Source organism: Cutibacterium porci, from assembly GCF_009696315.1.
GTDB lineage: Bacteria > Actinomycetota > Actinomycetes > Propionibacteriales > Propionibacteriaceae > Cutibacterium > Cutibacterium porci.
The window spans coordinates 534,527-549,695 of the sequence record NZ_VUMG01000001.1 but is presented as its reverse complement, the minus strand read 5'-3'; the positions used below and the strand labels follow the sequence as shown (position 1 = coordinate 549,695).

Below are 15,169 nucleotides of genomic sequence, written 5' to 3'. Positions count from 1 at the left end.
TAAACTCTTACGTTAGGTGTGCCGGGAAGTCTGGTCGGCGTGACTTTGTTCCCTATCCCGCTGAGCCTATGCCGCGGGTACCCGAAAGGCATTTATGACGGACTCCCATGAGCGGCCTCGCAAGAGCATCCTCCGGCCGGTGACAGGCCCGAACGCCCTTCACCTATCCGACATTTTCCGAAACGAGACCACCGGCGGCATGATGATGCTGGCAGCCACCGTCGCAGCTCTCTTGTGGGCCAATCTCGGCCCGCATTCGTACCACGTCTTCCGAGAACTGACTGTCGGTCCGCTCACGATCGAACAGTGGGCGGCTGATGGCCTCCTGACGGTGTTTTTCTTCATTGCCGGCCTAGAGCTCAAACGCGAATTCGTTGAAGGCTCACTATCACGGCCTGCCGACGCGTTAGTCCCGATTGTCGCCGCCGTGTGTGGAATGGTGTTTCCCGCCGGCATCTACACGCTTTTTAATGTGCTAGCCAGTGACGGACATCCCGCAGGCTGGGCCATCCCGATGGCTACTGACATCGCCTTCGCGTTAGCTGTGCTCGCTATCGTCGGATCGGGTCTACCGCAGGCGGTACGAGCGTTCCTACTCACCTTGGCCATTGCCGATGACCTCGGCTCCATCATCGTGATCGCAGTGTTCTTCTCAGAGGGCTTGGACATCTGGTGGCTCGCCGGCGCCATCGCCTGCATCGCCGCGTGGGGAGTGATGCAGCACTTCCATATCGACAACGGCTGGTGGTACGTGCCGATCTTCATCGCCGGATGGTGGTGCATGCTGCACTCCGGTATCCATGCCACCATTGGCGGCGTCGCCTTTGGCCTGCTGACCCGCACCGAAGAAGACGTCCTTAACGACCCTGTCGATCGCTGGCAGCACAGAGTGGAGCCATGGTCAGCCGGTGCCGTTGTCCCCTTCTTCGCTTTGATGAGCGCTGGCGTCAGCGTCAGTGCGGACACCTTCCTGGCCCTGTGGACTCACCCGATTTCGCTGGGCATCATTTGCGGTCTCATCCTAGGAAAGGTCATCGGTATTACCCTCGGATCCTGGCTCACTGCCCGATTCACTTCGGCGGAGCTGGGCCGCGGCGTCGTGTGGCGCGACATCATCGCGGTCGCTATGTTGGCGGGCATTGGATTTACCGTCTCGATGCTAATGACAGACCTATCTTTCCCAACTGATCACGACTTCGCCGACGAAGCGAAGGCGTCGGTACTCGTGGCATCCTTCTTGGCGGCCATTCTTGGCGGTGGCATGTTGCATCATCGCGGCAAGAGACACGCCATATGGGAGGCTAAACACTCCCATGAGGTTCCAGTAGCTGCCGGCAGTTCCACTGACTGAGGCCAGCTCGACGACAACTCAAACCCGGATACAGCAGATCGAACCTATTCCCGTTAGGCTGAGATCACCATATTTATGACGCGGAGGCATCCCATGGCAGACAAGCTCCCGGTTGGCGATACCATCGACAACCTCAAGACGGACGGCCAGAAGTTCGTCCAGGACTCCAAGGCCTTGGTGACGGCGGAGATCAAGCCTGCCGCCAAGCACGCCGGAATTGGCGCCGGCATGTTCGGAGGCGCTGGCTACTTCGGCATCGTCGGCGCATTGTTGCTGTGGTTGTGTGGTGCTTTTGCCTTTTCTCTCATGTGGCAGCACATTGGCAGCTGGGGCATTCTGCTCTCGCTCGTCGTCGGTTTTGCAACGATGGCTGTCGCCTTGTTCATCCTGGCCGGTATCCTCGCTCTCATCGGCAAGGGGCAGATCTCTCAGGTCAAGGCCCCGACCGGCGTCGTCGACGAGGCCAAATCGACCCTTGAAGCCGTCAAGTCGGCAGTCGCCCGCGGCAAGTACAACGCCACTGCCCCCAGCATTGACGCCAATAACGCTCCCGCCCATGCCGCTCCGGTGGCTGACGCAACAGCTTCTGCTCCCCGCCGCGCTAGCGGAAGTGCCACGACTCGCTAAGAGTTAGTAACACGTCGCGGCCCTCCCACAACACAGTGGGAGGGCCATTGTCTATGACGCAGACGTCAACCGCTTACGGTATGTCCGTCCGCTCGGGCAAACGTCGAGCACCCACATAACCTTCCGGAATCTCCACTATGCGCTCCCGGTCCCATGGACGAGACCATCCCCCGCGATCTAGCAAAGCGTCGAGGACGTGGGCCGTAAATCCCCACACAAAGAGGCTGGGTAAGACGAAGGCTGGACCGCGATACCCCGACCGGTGACGCGTGGTGGCCCGAGCCGCTGGATTGGCCAAATCAGCTAGTCTGACCCGCTGGACCAGTGCTACCTCGGCGGGATCGACAACCCCGACTGTGCCCGTCCCATCCCACGTGGCGACGACGGTGGTGACATCAGAGCTACTGGCCGCCACGTGTGCCGTCGGAAGCACTCCCCTGACGGTGACAAGGCGTTCATCTAAGCCCACTTCCTCGCGCGCTTCTCGCAGGGCGGTATCGACGATCGTCTGATCCACGTCTTCAGCGCGGCCTCCGGGCAGAGCAACCTGGCCAGCGTGGTGGCGCAAGGTCAGTGGCCGCCGCGTCAAGACGATGTCATTGTCTCCCTCGCTGATAAGAGCCAACACCGCTGAGGGCTGTCCGCCGCCGGGTCGTCGTCGCGCAGAAAAGTCAGGGTCGTCATGGCCGAGAGTCGCAATGAGGGTGGTCAGGTGACTCATGACGTCCTCTCTATGGCCTTGTCGATAGCCGAATTAAGCTCTTGCTGGGAGCGCCATTGGCCGCTGTGGCGGGTAACAATGATTCCGTTTTTCACAATGAAGCTGACGGGCACCCCGCTGATCTGCCAGGCGCCTCTAATCGTGCCATCAGGGTCTTGAAGATGCGGAAAGATCAAACCCGTGTCACCGGCAAACGATATGGCCTCAGATGCGTCAGGTTCGGCGTAGTCGACGCCGAGAAATTGCACCCGGTCGTGGTCGTGATACCTGCGGTATGCGTCGGCTATGAGTGGGGCCTCGCTACGGCATGGCCGACACCATGACGCCCAGATCGTCACGACGGTCACGCCCTTCGACGTCGCTTGTGCCACGGAGACTGTCGCTTCGTCACCTAAACACGGCAAGTCGCGATCGGGCATCGGCTGGCCTTCCGTCGCCGTCGCGGATCCTGTTTTACCGGGCCCCGACGGCAGAGCCGAGCACCCCGGTATTCCGGCACTCTCACGCTGATGAGCCATCTCTGCGTTTGCCCCGCAGCCAGCCAGTATGACGGTGGCTATCAGCGCACCGAGAATCGTCTTCCCCCTCATCGGCGCGGCTCCCGGACGAGCGCGGCGGCGATCTGAGGGTCCGTCGGGCCTTCTCCGAAGGAAGGGCACCGTTCAGCTACCGGGCACACACCGCAGGCAGGACGCCGGGAATGACAGCGCCGCCGCCCGTGCCAGATCAGGCGGTGACACAGCATCACCCACTCGGACGGGTCAAACAGCTCAGCTACGTCGGCTTCCACCGCAGCAGGAGTCGTCCCGTCAGTCCAGCCCAGGCGACGAGATACCCGCATGACGTGGGTGTCCGGGGTGATTCCAGGTACACCGAAGGCGTTACCCAAGACGACGTTGGCAGTCTTGCGGCCGACCCCGGGCAGGGTAACAAGAGAGTCAAGGTCCTGAGGGACGACGCCGTTGAAGTCGTCGACGAGTTTCGCTGCCATCGACACCAGACGTACTGCGCGGGTGGGCCCGAAACCCAGCGACGCCACCACTGTTTCAACCTCACCGATGTCGGCACCAGCAAGGGCTTGGGGACTAGGCCAATGGTTGAACAACGTGGGAGTGACGGTGTTGACTCGTCGATCCGTCGTTTGAGCCGATAACACCGTGGCGACGAGAAGCTGGTACGGGCCGTCGTAATTGAGTTCGCAGCACGCGTCTGGATAAGCCTTGGCAAGAAGAGATGCCACCTCGCTGGCACAAGCTCGGCAGTCCTGCCGTCGAGGCTGAGGTGCGGTAGGGGATGCTGCCATGAATCTAAGCATAGGAATTGGGACCCGGTGTCGTCACAGAATGTGACACCTGCCACAATATAGGAAATATGCTCGGTCACCAACGGCCGAACCATGCAGGTGCTGCTTATTTATGGGGAGATTGTTCGGATGGCAAATGTGGTGGCAACGGCGGCGACCCAACCGTTCTTCGCAACTCTCGGGCCCGCCTCGGCTGCCCGAATTATGGCCATGTGCGAGGCGTCGGTCTGTCCACGAAATACGGTGCTCTTCGAGGCTGGAGACCCGGCGAATGACTTGTACCTCGTCGTCGAGGGAAAAGTGAAGCTCACTCGATCCACGACTGCCGAAGACCTCACTCCCCGTGACTCCCTGCTGTGGATTATGGGCCCCGGTGACATGTTTGGTGAGCTATCGCTCGTTGATGGCGGCACACGATCCACGACAGCCACCACCCTCACCCGCTGTAGCTTGCTTAAAGCCCCAGGAGCGCAGATGCGTGAGCTCGTTGAAGGCCGTCACGACGTCGCGCTGGCAATGCTGGGACGCCTGTCGGAGCGCCTGCGCCAGGCTGACGACAACACCGCCCACTTCGTCTCTGGTGACGTCCCAAGCCGATTGGCGTACACCCTGCTCGATCTCGCACACCGCTTCGGTACGACGAACCCGGCAACGGGGCACATCGTAGTGCGTCATGACCTCACCCAGCATGAACTAGCCCAGGCCGTCGGCTCCTCTCGGGAGACCGTCAACAAAGCCCTGACCGATTTTGCCGCTCGCGGATGGATCGCGGCGCGGCCCAAAGTTGTCACCATTATGGAACCGGACAAGTTGGCCGCGCGGGCTAACTAAGGCTACGAAAGCCGCACAACGGGCTTAACACCACGGGGCTTAACATCACGTTCGGGGCCGGGCGCTAACGCCTTGGCCCCGAACGTGCTTTTAATACTGGCCTAAGTCGTTTCTTACACGCGGCGCGAAATCGCCGTCTTCTGGGATCAACCCGATCAGACCTCGACGGTCAACTCAACCTCAACTGCCGATCCAAGTGGCAGAGTGGCGACGCCGACGGCGCTACGTGCGTGACGACCCTGCTCGCCAAAGATCTGGCCGAGCAATTGCGAGGCGCCGTTGGCAACCCCCGCCTGACCGGTGAAATCCGGAGCGGAGTTGACGAAAACAACCACCCGGACGACCCTCTTAATGGCGTCCAAGCCACCGGCAACATCAGCTGCGGCTGCAATGGCGTTGAGAGTAGCGGTACGCGCGGCGTCAGCAGCGTGCTCGGCGGGGACGGTATCTCCCACCTTTCCGATAGCAGTCAACTCTCCATCAACGAAAGGGAGCTGACCGGAGGTAAGAATCTGTGATCCTGTCTGGATGGCCGGCACGTAATCGGCAACCGGGGCTGCAACTGGAGGAAGAGTAATTCCCAACTCGACGCACTTCGTTGTGGCACTCATCGGGACTGCTCCTGATCAGGCAGCGGACGTTTGAAGTAGCCCACTAGCGACTCGGGATTCGGGCCAGGGACGATCTGGACAAGTTCCCATCCGTCGGCGCCAAAATTGTTGAGGATCTGTTGCGAGGCGTGCACCAAAATCGGTGCCGTGAAGTACTCCCATCGGGTCATGACTTCACCCTAGCCGTTTTCGACATGGTTCTCTGATCGGCAAGTAACACGTCACGCCAACTCGTCACGTCCGGACGCTCACGCAGCAGGCGCCGCCTTTCACGCTCCGTCATGCCGCCCCAGACTCCCCACTCAAGCCGATTATCTAGGGCCTCAGCAAGGCATTCCGGACGGACACGGCAATCTGCGCAAATCCGCCTCGCCCGGCGCTGCTCTTTCCCATCCGGGAAAAGGGCATCTGCCATACCGCGGCAATTTGCCTGGAGTGTCCAATCGTCAGCTTCGTTGCTTCCCACGAGCCACACGGTACGCGATACGGATGCCTTTTGACAAGGGACGAAACACCCAAACCGGGTGCGCAGTGGGCAAAACCGTGGTAGCGCCTGCCGTTACGTCTAGAGTTATCCCATGGACACCACGGCCACTATCGGTTGGGGAATAGCGGGGACTGGACGTATCGCGCGCACAATTCTCAATGACTTCGCGCACGTCCCAGGTGCGCGCATCAGCGCCATTGCGTCGCGGTCGGCTGCACGCGCGGATGCCTTCGCTGACCTCGTGACTCAGAGCCTCCATTGTCCCCGCCCTGACGCCCACGATTCGTATGCCGACATGATCGCCAATCCCGCTGTTGACGTCATTTACATAGCAACCCCACACCCTCAGCATCGACCGATCGCCCTGGCCGCTATCGAAGCCGGAAAAGCCGTTCTCGTCGAGAAATCCTTCGCCGCAACCGCGAATGCCGCTGCCGAAATGGCGAAGGCGGCTCGAACCAACAAGGTCTTCGCCATGGAAGGAATGTGGACACGCTTCTTACCCGTCGTCACTGAGATGATTGCCGCCGTCAACAGGGGCGAGATCGGCGAGCCGACGGGCGTCCAGGGAGACTTGTTCGCCCTGCGCGATTATGACCCCGAGGACCGTCTGTTCTCCCCCGCGCTAGGCGGCGGTGTGACCCTCGACCTCGGCGTCTACGCTCTCGACTTCACCATTCGCCTCTTTGGAGAGCCCACCGAAGTTATTGCCCGTGGCAACCATTTTCCTAACGGGGTAGATTCTGACGCTTCAATGCTGCTGACCTTCCCAGAACACAAATCCGCCACGCTAGCTATCTCTTTTACCTCCGACGGCCCGGGACGCATGACTATTCAAGGCACAGACGGCTGGATAGAAGTGGAACCGCGGTTCCACCATCCCAGCCGCATCCTTATCCACCGTCGCGGGGTCATCCCGGAGGTCCATAACACCCCCGCTCTAGGACGCGGCTACGCTCACGAACTCATTGAGGTTTGCGAATGTCTTCGGGCTGGACGCACCGAGAGCTCGACGATGCCCCTCGACGACACCTTGGCGGTAGCCAGGACGATGTCTCGAGTGCTAGATCAACTCGGCGTGGAAAACCACGACGACACTGAGTTGCCGTCCTGACGAGTGGGTTCCTGCTCACCCCAGGTTAGCGTCGTGGATGATCAATGCCACCTGCACGCGGTTCGTCACCCCGAGTTTCCCAAGGATCCGGGTGATCTGGGCTTTGACGGTCGCAACCGACAAGTATTCCTGCTCGGCAATCTGTGCGTTGGTCATTCCCCTGCCAACAGCCAGGGCCACGGTACGCTCGCGCTGGGTAAGTTGCTCTAGAAGCCGACGAGCGCTCCTCTGACGCGAAGAAGTGGATGAACGGGTTGCCAGGCTGATGACCTGGGAGACGACGCTCGGCGAAAGCGCCTGCTCGCCGGCGGCGACCTGCAGGATAGCCTCAATCATCTTTCGTGGTGCGGTGTCTTTAAGGAGGAACCCATCCGCGCCCATCGCCAACGCCCGCAGCACTAGATCATCAGAGTCAAAAGTCGTTAAGACGATGATCTTCGGCGGCTCAGGGAGAGCCAAAAGACGTTGCGTCGCCTCAAGCCCATCGACACGAGGCATGCGGATGTCCATGAGGACGACATCTGGCTGATGTTCATTGACCAGGTCAACAGCCTCGTCCCCGTCAGACCCCTCAGCGACAACATGCACAGACGGCGACCCACCAAGAATGAGCCGCAATCCGGCCCGCACCAAAGGATCGTCGTCGATGGTGAGGACCCTCACCATGGGAACCACACCTCCAGTTCGAATCGGCTATCGCTAGTGACGCCGGCGCTGATGCGTCCGGCAACCATCTCGGCCCGCTGACGCAATCCTTCTAGTCCGGCCCCCGAACCCGGTATCGGATGGTTTTGAGTCACTGAGGGGAGGGGGTTCGATACGAGGATGCCCAATCCCTGACCCGCCCCACCCGAGATTGTGATATCGACGCAACAGTTGGGGGCGTGCTTGCGGGCGTTGGTAAGCCCTTCCTGAATGACGCGGTAGGCATGTCTACCTACTGTGGGCGGTAAACCGTCGAAAGAGTTTACCTCTTTATGGACTCTCACCTGTTGGCCTCCCAGTCTGACTTCCTTAATGAGTTGCGGAAGATCAGCGAGGGTCGGCTGCGGCTTGTTGGGGCGCGCCGAGGTATCTGTATCGCGCAAAGTGCCCAGCATGGCGCGTAATTCCTCGAGACCCTCGTGGGCATTATCTCGGATCGTCGCAGCGATCTGTCGAGTATCGTCCAGGCCCAGGTCTTCGCGCCAAGACAGGGCCCCGGCATGCATGGAAATAAGGCTGAGTCGATGGGCCAGGACGTCGTGCATCTCGCGGGCGATACGGTCACGTTCGGCCTGTTGGCCAGCCAATACTCGCAGCTCCTGCTCTCGCTCGACCGTCTCGGCGCGCGCTTCGAGGCTGGCAACGAGGTCACGTCGCGCCCCAATCGACACGCCGACCGCGACCATGGTGCCCACCGTCAGGGTCAACGAAGCGATGGATCCATACAGGTGGCTCCACCGGTGACCCTCTATCAGAGCAATTACCCCTTGGCCGTTCCTGCCCCATCCCGTGATCAGCGCAGCGACGATTCCAACCGCTGAGAAAAGAGCGATTTGACGCCAGCGTCGATGCGTCGCCAAACTCATCAGGGCCCACACAGCGACGACATTAACCGAGACACACCAGATCGCCGCTACCAAGACAGCCCAACACACCAATAGTGGTCGCTGACGCCTCCACCTCATAACGAATATGGCTCCCGCCCCCACGACTAAATCGAGGGTTGTATGCCACCACGGCAGTCTCGAAACACCCGAAAAGCCAGCGAACCAGCCAAGGACAGACAGCCCATAGCGGCACGTCAGCCCCCACCGGGAAACCGGACGCCAACGGGTGTCAAGACGAATGCCGACATCGGGCATGGCCTCGGTCCTCTTCCCAACAGGGAGAGCCTGATTGGGGCGATCAGGCAATAACGGAGTGGATAACACCAGCCCAGATTACGGGCACGGTACCGTCAGTCGAGCACGATAGTCCTGCACTTCGACCTTTGGATCACCATCGTCGACCTTGGTCGATGCCAGCGGTCTCATAAGACCATCGAATCCAGACTTTCACCACTAGCGCTCACCCGGATGGCCGGAGTGATATTTCAACCATGATCGCGGTTTCACACCTCACTAAGAAATATGGCCGGTTTACAGCCGTCAATGACGTGTCCTTTAATGTGGCGGCCGGATCTGTCACCGGATTCCTCGGCCCGAACGGGGCAGGCAAATCGACCACCCTGAAATGCATCGTTGGCCTGGCAAGGCCTACCTCAGGTGCCGCCACAGTTCTAGGACAGCCATTTGCGGCCCTACCCAACCCAGCGTCCCAGATCGGCGTTTTGCTCGACGCCTCGGCCATGCATCCGGGCCGCACTGGACGCGAGACACTCACCATCGCAGCAACCGTCATCGGAGCTCCCCAGACCGGGGTCGATAAAGTCCTTGACCTGGTCGGTCTCACCCAGGACGAGGCTCGGCGCCGAGTCGGTGCCTACTCGCTCGGCATGAGACAGCGCCTTGGAATCGCCGTAGCCCTACTGGGCAACCCCAGGGTCCTCATCCTTGACGAACCCGCCAATGGTCTGGACCCTCAGGGCATCCATTGGATACGCACTCTGTTGCGTGACTACGCCGACCGTGGCGGGGCTGTTCTACTGAGTTCCCACTTGCTTCACGAGGTACAGCTCATCGCTGATCGGGTCGTCATGATCGGCTCGGGACGCATCGTCGCTGACGACACCTTGGCCAATCTCACTGCCCACCACGAAAATCTCGAAGACACCTTTTTTGAACTTACAACGCCGGCTAGCCGAATCCCGCAAGACTCACGGCAGAGGGGACAGGAAGCATGACGGGCATCGCCACCATTGACGAAAAAGCATCCTTCGGAAACCTCATAATCGCTGAATCTCGCAAATTCATTGACACCCGGGCAAGCGTGTGGCTGTTGTCTATCGCTGCTATCCTCAGCTTGATTGTCGCTGCAGTGAGCGGACGGGCGATAACGACACATATCTCAGGCGATCTCGCCTGGTCAGTATTGTTCTCTTTTACCGTCATGCCTATCAATGCGCTGCTGCCCATTGTCGCCATCCTCATGGTCACCGCCGAGTGGAGCCACCGAACCGCACTGATGACATTCGTCATGACACCACGACGTCACGTGGTGACTGCCGCTAAAGGCATCGTCGCCGCAGCCGCGTCTGTCATCGCCACCGCACTGGCTATCGTCCTAGCAGCAGCTTCTGGGCTGGTTAGCACGGCCACCAAAAACTCCGTCATCCTCACCGGAGCCAACTGGCAGGCGTTACTTGGTTCCACTATCGCCAACCTCATCTATGTCTTCGTCGGCTTCGCCATGGGTATGGCGTTCCTCAATGCACCAGCTGCGATCACCGTCATACTCATTGTCCCGACGACGGTTCTACCTGCGGTCGCCCTCGTCGACCAACTTCATCCCATCATCCCGTGGCTCAATTATCTCCAGGCAGGAGGACCACTGACTACAGGCACCATCCACGGCGTCGAGTGGGCCCACCTGGCCACAAGTACCGGACTGTGGATCGCCCTGCCGATTATCATCGGGCTCTGGCGCCAACACGTGCGCGAGCCATAAATCCAGACACACCTTCGACGTCTGGTCGTTGTGACCGGGTATTGACAGTCACAACGACCAGACGTCACCTCAAACCCTCTCGATTTTCACAGCCAAGCCGAGGTCCCCGTCACGGAACCACTCGTCATCGGCTTCACCGCGGTTCACCGTGGTGGCGAGCACCTCACCGGCGATCTCGTCGAGGTGTTCCTCAATCGCCTCGGCTAACTCCCCATCAGCCTGCCAGGACAGGCTAATCCGGTCAGAGACGTCGAGCCCGGCCTTCTTGCGGCTGTCCTGAACGAAACGGATAACCTCACGAGCTTGCCCGGCGCGAGCCAGATCGGGGGTGATCTCCAGATCAAGGGCCACCGTTTCTCCCTGCTCGTTGACGACGCTCCAGCCTTCCCGAGGACGCTCAGAGACGATGACGTCGTCAACGGTCACGACGGCCTTACCCCCCTCTGGAACGCCCAGCTCGACGGACCCGCTAGTAGCCAATTCAGAGGCCAGCCATTCAGGGTCGGCAGCCGCGATGGCGGCAGCCACCTTTGGAGTAGCTTTGGCGAACTTTTTCCCCAGGGCGCGGAAATTGCCCTTCGCGGTGTGATCGACGAGGTCACCCGCAGCAGTAAAAGAATCCAACGCCATGACGTTGAGCTCGGAGCGGATCTCAGCCTGCAGGTCTTCGCTCAATTTCGCCAACGCTGCACCCGAGATAAGGGCACGCGACAAGGGTTGCCGAATCTTGGCTTTTGCCTCGGCACGAGCACCGCGACCCAATTCGACGATGCGTCGGGCGAGATCCATCGACTCCGACAGAGCCTCGTCGATAACCGAATCATCGGCCACCGGCCAGCTCGCCAGATGGACTGACTCCGGGCCCTGCGGGTTCGTCGCCACGAAAAGATCCTGCCAGACGCGCTCGGTGATGAACGGAACCATAGGAGCCATGAGCTTGGTGAGGGTCTCAAGGGTCTCATGCAACGTCCACAGGGCACCCTCGTCACCGTCCCAAAAGCGACGACGGGAGCGGCGCACATACCAGTTCGACAGCTCGTCAACGAATTGAGCGATGAGGGTGCCAACCCGCTGGGTGTCGAAGTCATTGAGCGCAGCGGTGACGTCGCGCACGAGGACATTCGTCGCAGAAGCCAACCACCGGTCAAGGATATGGCGATCCTTCACAGCGGGGGGAACAGTATGACCGGCGGGCGTCCACCCATTAGCCCTCGCGTATAAGGCGTGGAACGACACAGTATTCCAGTATGTGAGCAGGACCTTGCGGACCGTCTCCTGGATCGTCTCATCGCCGACGCGACGCGCACTCCACGGAGACCCATCAGCGGCCATAAACCAGCGCACGGCGTCGGCGCCATGCTTGTCCATGAGCGGAATAGGCAACAAGATATTGCCTAGATGCTTGCTCATCTTGCGGCCATCCTCGGCGAGGATGTGGCCCAGGCACAGCACGTTGCGGTACGAGGACTCATCAAACACCAGGGTTCCGACAGCCATCATGGTGTAGAACCAACCGCGGGTCTGGTCGATAGCCTCACAAATGAAGTCACCAGGGTAGTGAGACTCGAACTTCTCCTTAGACCCCGGCACATGCGGGTATCCCCACTGGGCAAAAGGCATCGACCCCGAATCAAGCCAGGCGTCAGCCACCTCAGGCACCCGGTGATACGTGTGGCCGTCTCGGGTGAAAGTCACCTCGTCAATGAAGGGACGGTGCGGATCCATCCCGGTGAGGTCGCGCCCGGCATATTGAGACAACTCGGCCAGCGACTCCACACAGATGACGTCGGAACGATCGTCGTCATTGCGCCACAACGGCAACGGCGTGCCCCAGTAGCGCGACCGACTGACGGCCCAGTCGATGTTGTTCTCCAGCCAGTCCCCAAACCGGCCATGCTTGATGGTCTCGGGGTACCATGTGGTGCCCTCGTTCTGGGCCAGCAGTTGTTCCTTGACTTTCGTGGTGCGGATATACCACGAAGGCTGGGCGTAGTAGATGAGGTGGGTGTCACAGCGCCAGCAGTGCGGATAGGAGTGCCAATGCATCTCCAAGCGGAAGAGAACTCCGCGTCTGTCGAGGTCCTCACACAACGGCTTGTCGGCAGTCTTAAAGAACAATCCACCTACCAACGGCACGGACTCCTCGAAGGTGCCATCAGGGCGAATTGGGTTGACTAGCGGCAACCCGTAGCGGCGGCAGGTCTGTAAGTCGTCGGCTCCAAAGGCCGGAGCCTGATGCACCAGCCCGGTGCCATCCTCGACGGTGACGTAGTCGGCAAGGATGACAAAGTTGGCGTCAGCAGGGGTAGGACGCCCATCAACTGTGACCCGCTCTGTTTTCGGCCACTCCAGGAAGTCGTAGGGACGCTGGTATGTCCAAAACTCCATCTGCGAACCCAGGAAGGATTCGCCGGTGAGGCTCCACCCCTCACCCAGCACTTTCTCAAACAGTGGCTCCGCGATGATGAGGTCTTGGGAGGCCGGATCCTCTGCCGAGGCGGTGGCGACGGCGTCAGATCCCTCCGGAACCGGATCCTGGTGGGCGACGACGTATCGCACGTCGGGGTGGACGGCCACGGCAGTATTCGATACTAGGGTCCAGGGGGTGGTCGTCCATACCAGCAGCTTGGCGCGTCCGGCTAGCGGGCCCGACGTCACCGGGAATCGCACATAGATCGACGGGTCACGGTCGTCCTGGTAGCCCTGAGCCAGCTCATGGTCGGACAAGGTGGTGCCGCAGCGCGGGCAGTACGGGGCCACCCGGTGGTCCTCGCCAAGCAGCCCTTTGTCCCAGATCCGCTTGAGGCCCCACCACACTGATTCGACGTAGGACGGGCTCATCGTCCAATACGCCTCGTCCATATTGACCCAGTAACCCATCCGCTCGGTGAGCTCAGTGAAGGCGTCGACGTGGCGGGTAACGGACTCGCGGCATTTGGCGTTAAAAGGCTCAACACCGTACTTCTCGATGTCGGGTTTACCGGAGAACCCGAGTTCCTTCTCGACGGCCAGTTCGACGGGCAAACCGTGGCAGTCCCAGCCTGCCTTGCGGTCGACGCGGAACCCCTGCATGGTCTTGAAACGCGGGAAGATGTCTTTGAAGACGCGGGCTTCAACGTGGTGGGTGCCCGGCTGTCCGTTAGCGGTCGGTGGGCCCTCAAAAAACGTCCACGGCTGGCCGTCCTTGGTGGCCTCTAAAGACTTGTCAAAAGTGTGCTGACGAGCCCACAGATCAATGATCTCGTGGTCCATCGCGGGTAGGTCAATCTGCGGCGGCACGTTGTTGTACTGCCTACAGTTGTCGGAGCGAACTGGGTTCACATCGGTCATCGCAGCGGGTGGTCCTTCGTCTCGGGTCACCGAGGGACGAGCACACCGGATTTTCCGGGTACCCGCGGTACCACCCTCCTTGCGCGACGTCGACGACGCCGGCCTCTCGGTTAGTCGATCGCTGCTGGTTCTACTGAGGCGGTGCATGTACTCGCCCGTTCTTCCAGCGACTCCGGGGTGATCGCCCCATCACTGCCTTGCGGTCGCAAGCATCTTACTCCAACTGGACAGTGGTGGAGCCCCGGACACGGTGGCAATGATGTCGCTGCGTGCCGTCCATGCCACCGCAGATGGCACAGTCCACCGTTGCACACCGAAATACCACGCATCGTAAAAAGCCTCGTTACGTCGACGTGGTCGCAGCATCTGGCACCCTGCTCTGGAGCGCCTCAGATCCCTCTCGCCAGCAGCAGCTCCTCGACGACCCGCGCAACCCCGTCCTCGGCATTCGACGGTGCTCGGTGACGGGCCACTGCAACCGCCAGCGGCACCGCATTAGCCATCGCGTAGGAGTCCCCCGCCCAAGCGAGCATCTCGACGTCATTGGCCCCATCACCGAAGGCCACGGTGTCGCGCTGCTCGATACCCAGGTGATCGCACAGCATCGACAGTCCGGAATCCTTGGTGACTCCCTTAGCGCTAATTTCTAGCATCGACTTTCCCGACGTGGTGACGTGCACCTCATCAGCCATGCCGACGCTCTCGGCTCGAGCAATTAATTCCGCGATGGGCAGGTTTGGGTGCCGGGCGACCATTTTGAGGCAATCTCCGTCAAGCACCTCGTCGAGATCCAGGGCGGGCATCTCGGATGGCTCGCGGGAATGGTCAGCGAAGGTCGTCAACTCGGCGTAACCGCGCTGGGAGGCGAAAGTGAACCCGTCGTCTTTGATCGTCAAGAAGCGGGTGCCGGGAGCAGCAGCAAGGAGACGGTGAGCAAACTCGTTCGCCACAGCGCTTGGCATGAGTTGGCGAAAGAGTACGGTGCGGGCCGGAAGGTCCCAGCAAATGGCGCCGTTAGAGCACAGTGCCCAGCGGCCTAAGTCGTCACGCCACTTCTCGATACCGTAAATCTGCCGCGCGGTGACTGGCACCACCGGCACCCCGACCTTCTGGGCGGCACGAATGGCTTCACGAGTCCGAGGGCTGATCGTGCCGCCAGGGGTCAGGAGGGTTCCGTCAAGGTCAGTTGCGATGAGCACACTG

General features: G+C 60.6%; 17 protein-coding genes. 6 read left to right on the top strand and 11 right to left on the bottom strand.

Going from position 1 to position 15,169, the window contains the following annotated elements; translation table 11 throughout:
* The first annotated feature begins 94 nt into the window (after positions 1-94).
* Together nhaA and FYJ43_RS02240 are read left to right on the top strand one after the other, a co-directional pair.
* Positions 95-1,351, top strand: a complete 1,257-nt coding sequence (gene nhaA / locus FYJ43_RS02245) for a Na+/H+ antiporter NhaA (RefSeq protein WP_154561555.1) — start codon at positions 95-97, stop codon at positions 1,349-1,351.
* 93 nt (positions 1,352-1,444) lie between these two features.
* Positions 1,445-1,978, top strand: coding sequence for a phage holin family protein (locus FYJ43_RS02240; protein ID WP_154561553.1), 534 nt, complete (start codon positions 1,445-1,447; stop codon positions 1,976-1,978).
* A 73-nt stretch (positions 1,979-2,051) separates the two neighbouring features.
* On the opposite strand, the gene FYJ43_RS02235 is transcribed toward FYJ43_RS02240, so the two are convergent.
* From FYJ43_RS02235 to nth, 3 genes are all read right to left on the bottom strand, one after another.
* Complete coding sequence (locus FYJ43_RS02235) at positions 2,052-2,606, bottom strand: NUDIX hydrolase (protein WP_326833306.1); 555 nt, start codon at positions 2,604-2,606, stop codon at positions 2,052-2,054.
* A gap of 89 nt (positions 2,607-2,695) precedes the next feature.
* On the bottom strand, positions 2,696-3,289 hold the full coding sequence (locus FYJ43_RS02230) for a TlpA family protein disulfide reductase (RefSeq protein WP_154561549.1): 594 nt from the start codon (positions 3,287-3,289) through the stop codon (positions 2,696-2,698).
* Positions 3,286-4,014, bottom strand: coding sequence for an endonuclease III (gene nth, locus FYJ43_RS02225; protein ID WP_154561547.1), 729 nt, complete (start codon positions 4,012-4,014; stop codon positions 3,286-3,288). Before nth ends, FYJ43_RS02230 begins: the two co-directional genes overlap by 4 nt.
* Before the next feature lie 117 nt (positions 4,015-4,131).
* Between nth and FYJ43_RS02220 the strand changes: the two genes are divergently transcribed.
* A complete protein-coding gene (locus FYJ43_RS02220; RefSeq protein WP_407643721.1) occupies positions 4,132-4,833 on the top strand; it encodes a Crp/Fnr family transcriptional regulator in 702 nt (233 codons plus the stop codon).
* 155 nt (positions 4,834-4,988) lie between these two features.
* On the opposite strand, the gene FYJ43_RS02215 is transcribed toward FYJ43_RS02220, so the two are convergent.
* Genes FYJ43_RS02215 through FYJ43_RS02205 form a run of 3 tightly spaced genes read right to left on the bottom strand, consistent with a single transcriptional unit; the run spans position 4,989 to position 5,910 of the window.
* A complete protein-coding gene (locus FYJ43_RS02215) occupies positions 4,989-5,444 on the bottom strand; it encodes a RidA family protein (protein ID WP_154561543.1) in 456 nt (151 codons plus the stop codon).
* On the bottom strand, positions 5,441-5,614 hold the full coding sequence (locus FYJ43_RS02210) for a DUF4177 domain-containing protein (RefSeq protein ID WP_002549461.1): 174 nt from the start codon (positions 5,612-5,614) through the stop codon (positions 5,441-5,443). The genes FYJ43_RS02215 and FYJ43_RS02210 overlap by 4 nt, the downstream gene beginning before the upstream one ends.
* A complete protein-coding gene (locus FYJ43_RS02205; protein ID WP_326833239.1) occupies positions 5,611-5,910 on the bottom strand; it encodes a WhiB family transcriptional regulator in 300 nt (99 codons plus the stop codon). The genes FYJ43_RS02210 and FYJ43_RS02205 overlap by 4 nt, the downstream gene beginning before the upstream one ends.
* A 112-nt stretch (positions 5,911-6,022) precedes the next feature.
* On the opposite strand from FYJ43_RS02205, the gene FYJ43_RS02200 reads away from it, so the two are divergent.
* Positions 6,023-7,045 carry a Gfo/Idh/MocA family protein gene (locus tag FYJ43_RS02200; RefSeq protein ID WP_154561539.1) on the top strand — a complete coding sequence of 341 codons (1,023 nt, stop codon included), beginning with the start codon at positions 6,023-6,025 and terminating at the stop codon, positions 7,043-7,045.
* A gap of 15 nt (positions 7,046-7,060) precedes the next feature.
* Here FYJ43_RS02200 and FYJ43_RS02195 read toward each other — a convergent pair whose 3' ends face one another.
* Together FYJ43_RS02195 and FYJ43_RS12445 are read right to left on the bottom strand one after the other, a co-directional pair.
* Entirely contained in the window at positions 7,061-7,711 is a 651-nt protein-coding gene (locus FYJ43_RS02195) for a response regulator transcription factor (protein WP_154561537.1), read from the bottom strand.
* Positions 7,705-8,961 carry a sensor histidine kinase gene (locus FYJ43_RS12445; protein ID WP_195839855.1) on the bottom strand — a complete coding sequence of 419 codons (1,257 nt, stop codon included), beginning with the start codon at positions 8,959-8,961 and terminating at the stop codon, positions 7,705-7,707. The genes FYJ43_RS02195 and FYJ43_RS12445 overlap by 7 nt, the downstream gene beginning before the upstream one ends.
* Positions 8,962-9,128: 167 nt before the next feature.
* On the opposite strand from FYJ43_RS12445, the gene FYJ43_RS02185 reads away from it, so the two are divergent.
* Both FYJ43_RS02185 and FYJ43_RS02180 read left to right on the top strand, forming a co-directional pair.
* Entirely contained in the window at positions 9,129-9,872 is a 744-nt protein-coding gene (locus FYJ43_RS02185) for an ABC transporter ATP-binding protein (protein WP_154561533.1), read from the top strand.
* Positions 9,869-10,636, top strand: a complete 768-nt coding sequence (locus FYJ43_RS02180) for a hypothetical protein (RefSeq protein ID WP_154561531.1) — start codon at positions 9,869-9,871, stop codon at positions 10,634-10,636. Before FYJ43_RS02185 ends, FYJ43_RS02180 begins: the two co-directional genes overlap by 4 nt.
* Positions 10,637-10,705: 69 nt before the next feature.
* Here FYJ43_RS02180 and ileS read toward each other — a convergent pair whose 3' ends face one another.
* The 3 genes from ileS to FYJ43_RS02170 all read right to left on the bottom strand — a co-directional run bounded on the left by ileS (position 10,706) and on the right by FYJ43_RS02170 (position 15,165).
* Positions 10,706-13,966 carry an isoleucine--tRNA ligase gene (ileS, locus tag FYJ43_RS02175; RefSeq protein ID WP_154561529.1) on the bottom strand — a complete coding sequence of 1,087 codons (3,261 nt, stop codon included), beginning with the start codon at positions 13,964-13,966 and terminating at the stop codon, positions 10,706-10,708.
* Between the two features lie 189 nt (positions 13,967-14,155).
* Positions 14,156-14,332: a hypothetical protein gene (locus FYJ43_RS11990; RefSeq protein WP_195839854.1), complete on the bottom strand. Its 177-nt coding sequence runs from the start codon at positions 14,330-14,332 to the stop codon at positions 14,156-14,158.
* 23 nt (positions 14,333-14,355) lie between these two features.
* Positions 14,356-15,165 carry a Cof-type HAD-IIB family hydrolase gene (locus tag FYJ43_RS02170; protein WP_326833238.1) on the bottom strand — a complete coding sequence of 270 codons (810 nt, stop codon included), beginning with the start codon at positions 15,163-15,165 and terminating at the stop codon, positions 14,356-14,358.
* Positions 15,166-15,169: the final 4 nt, after the last annotated feature.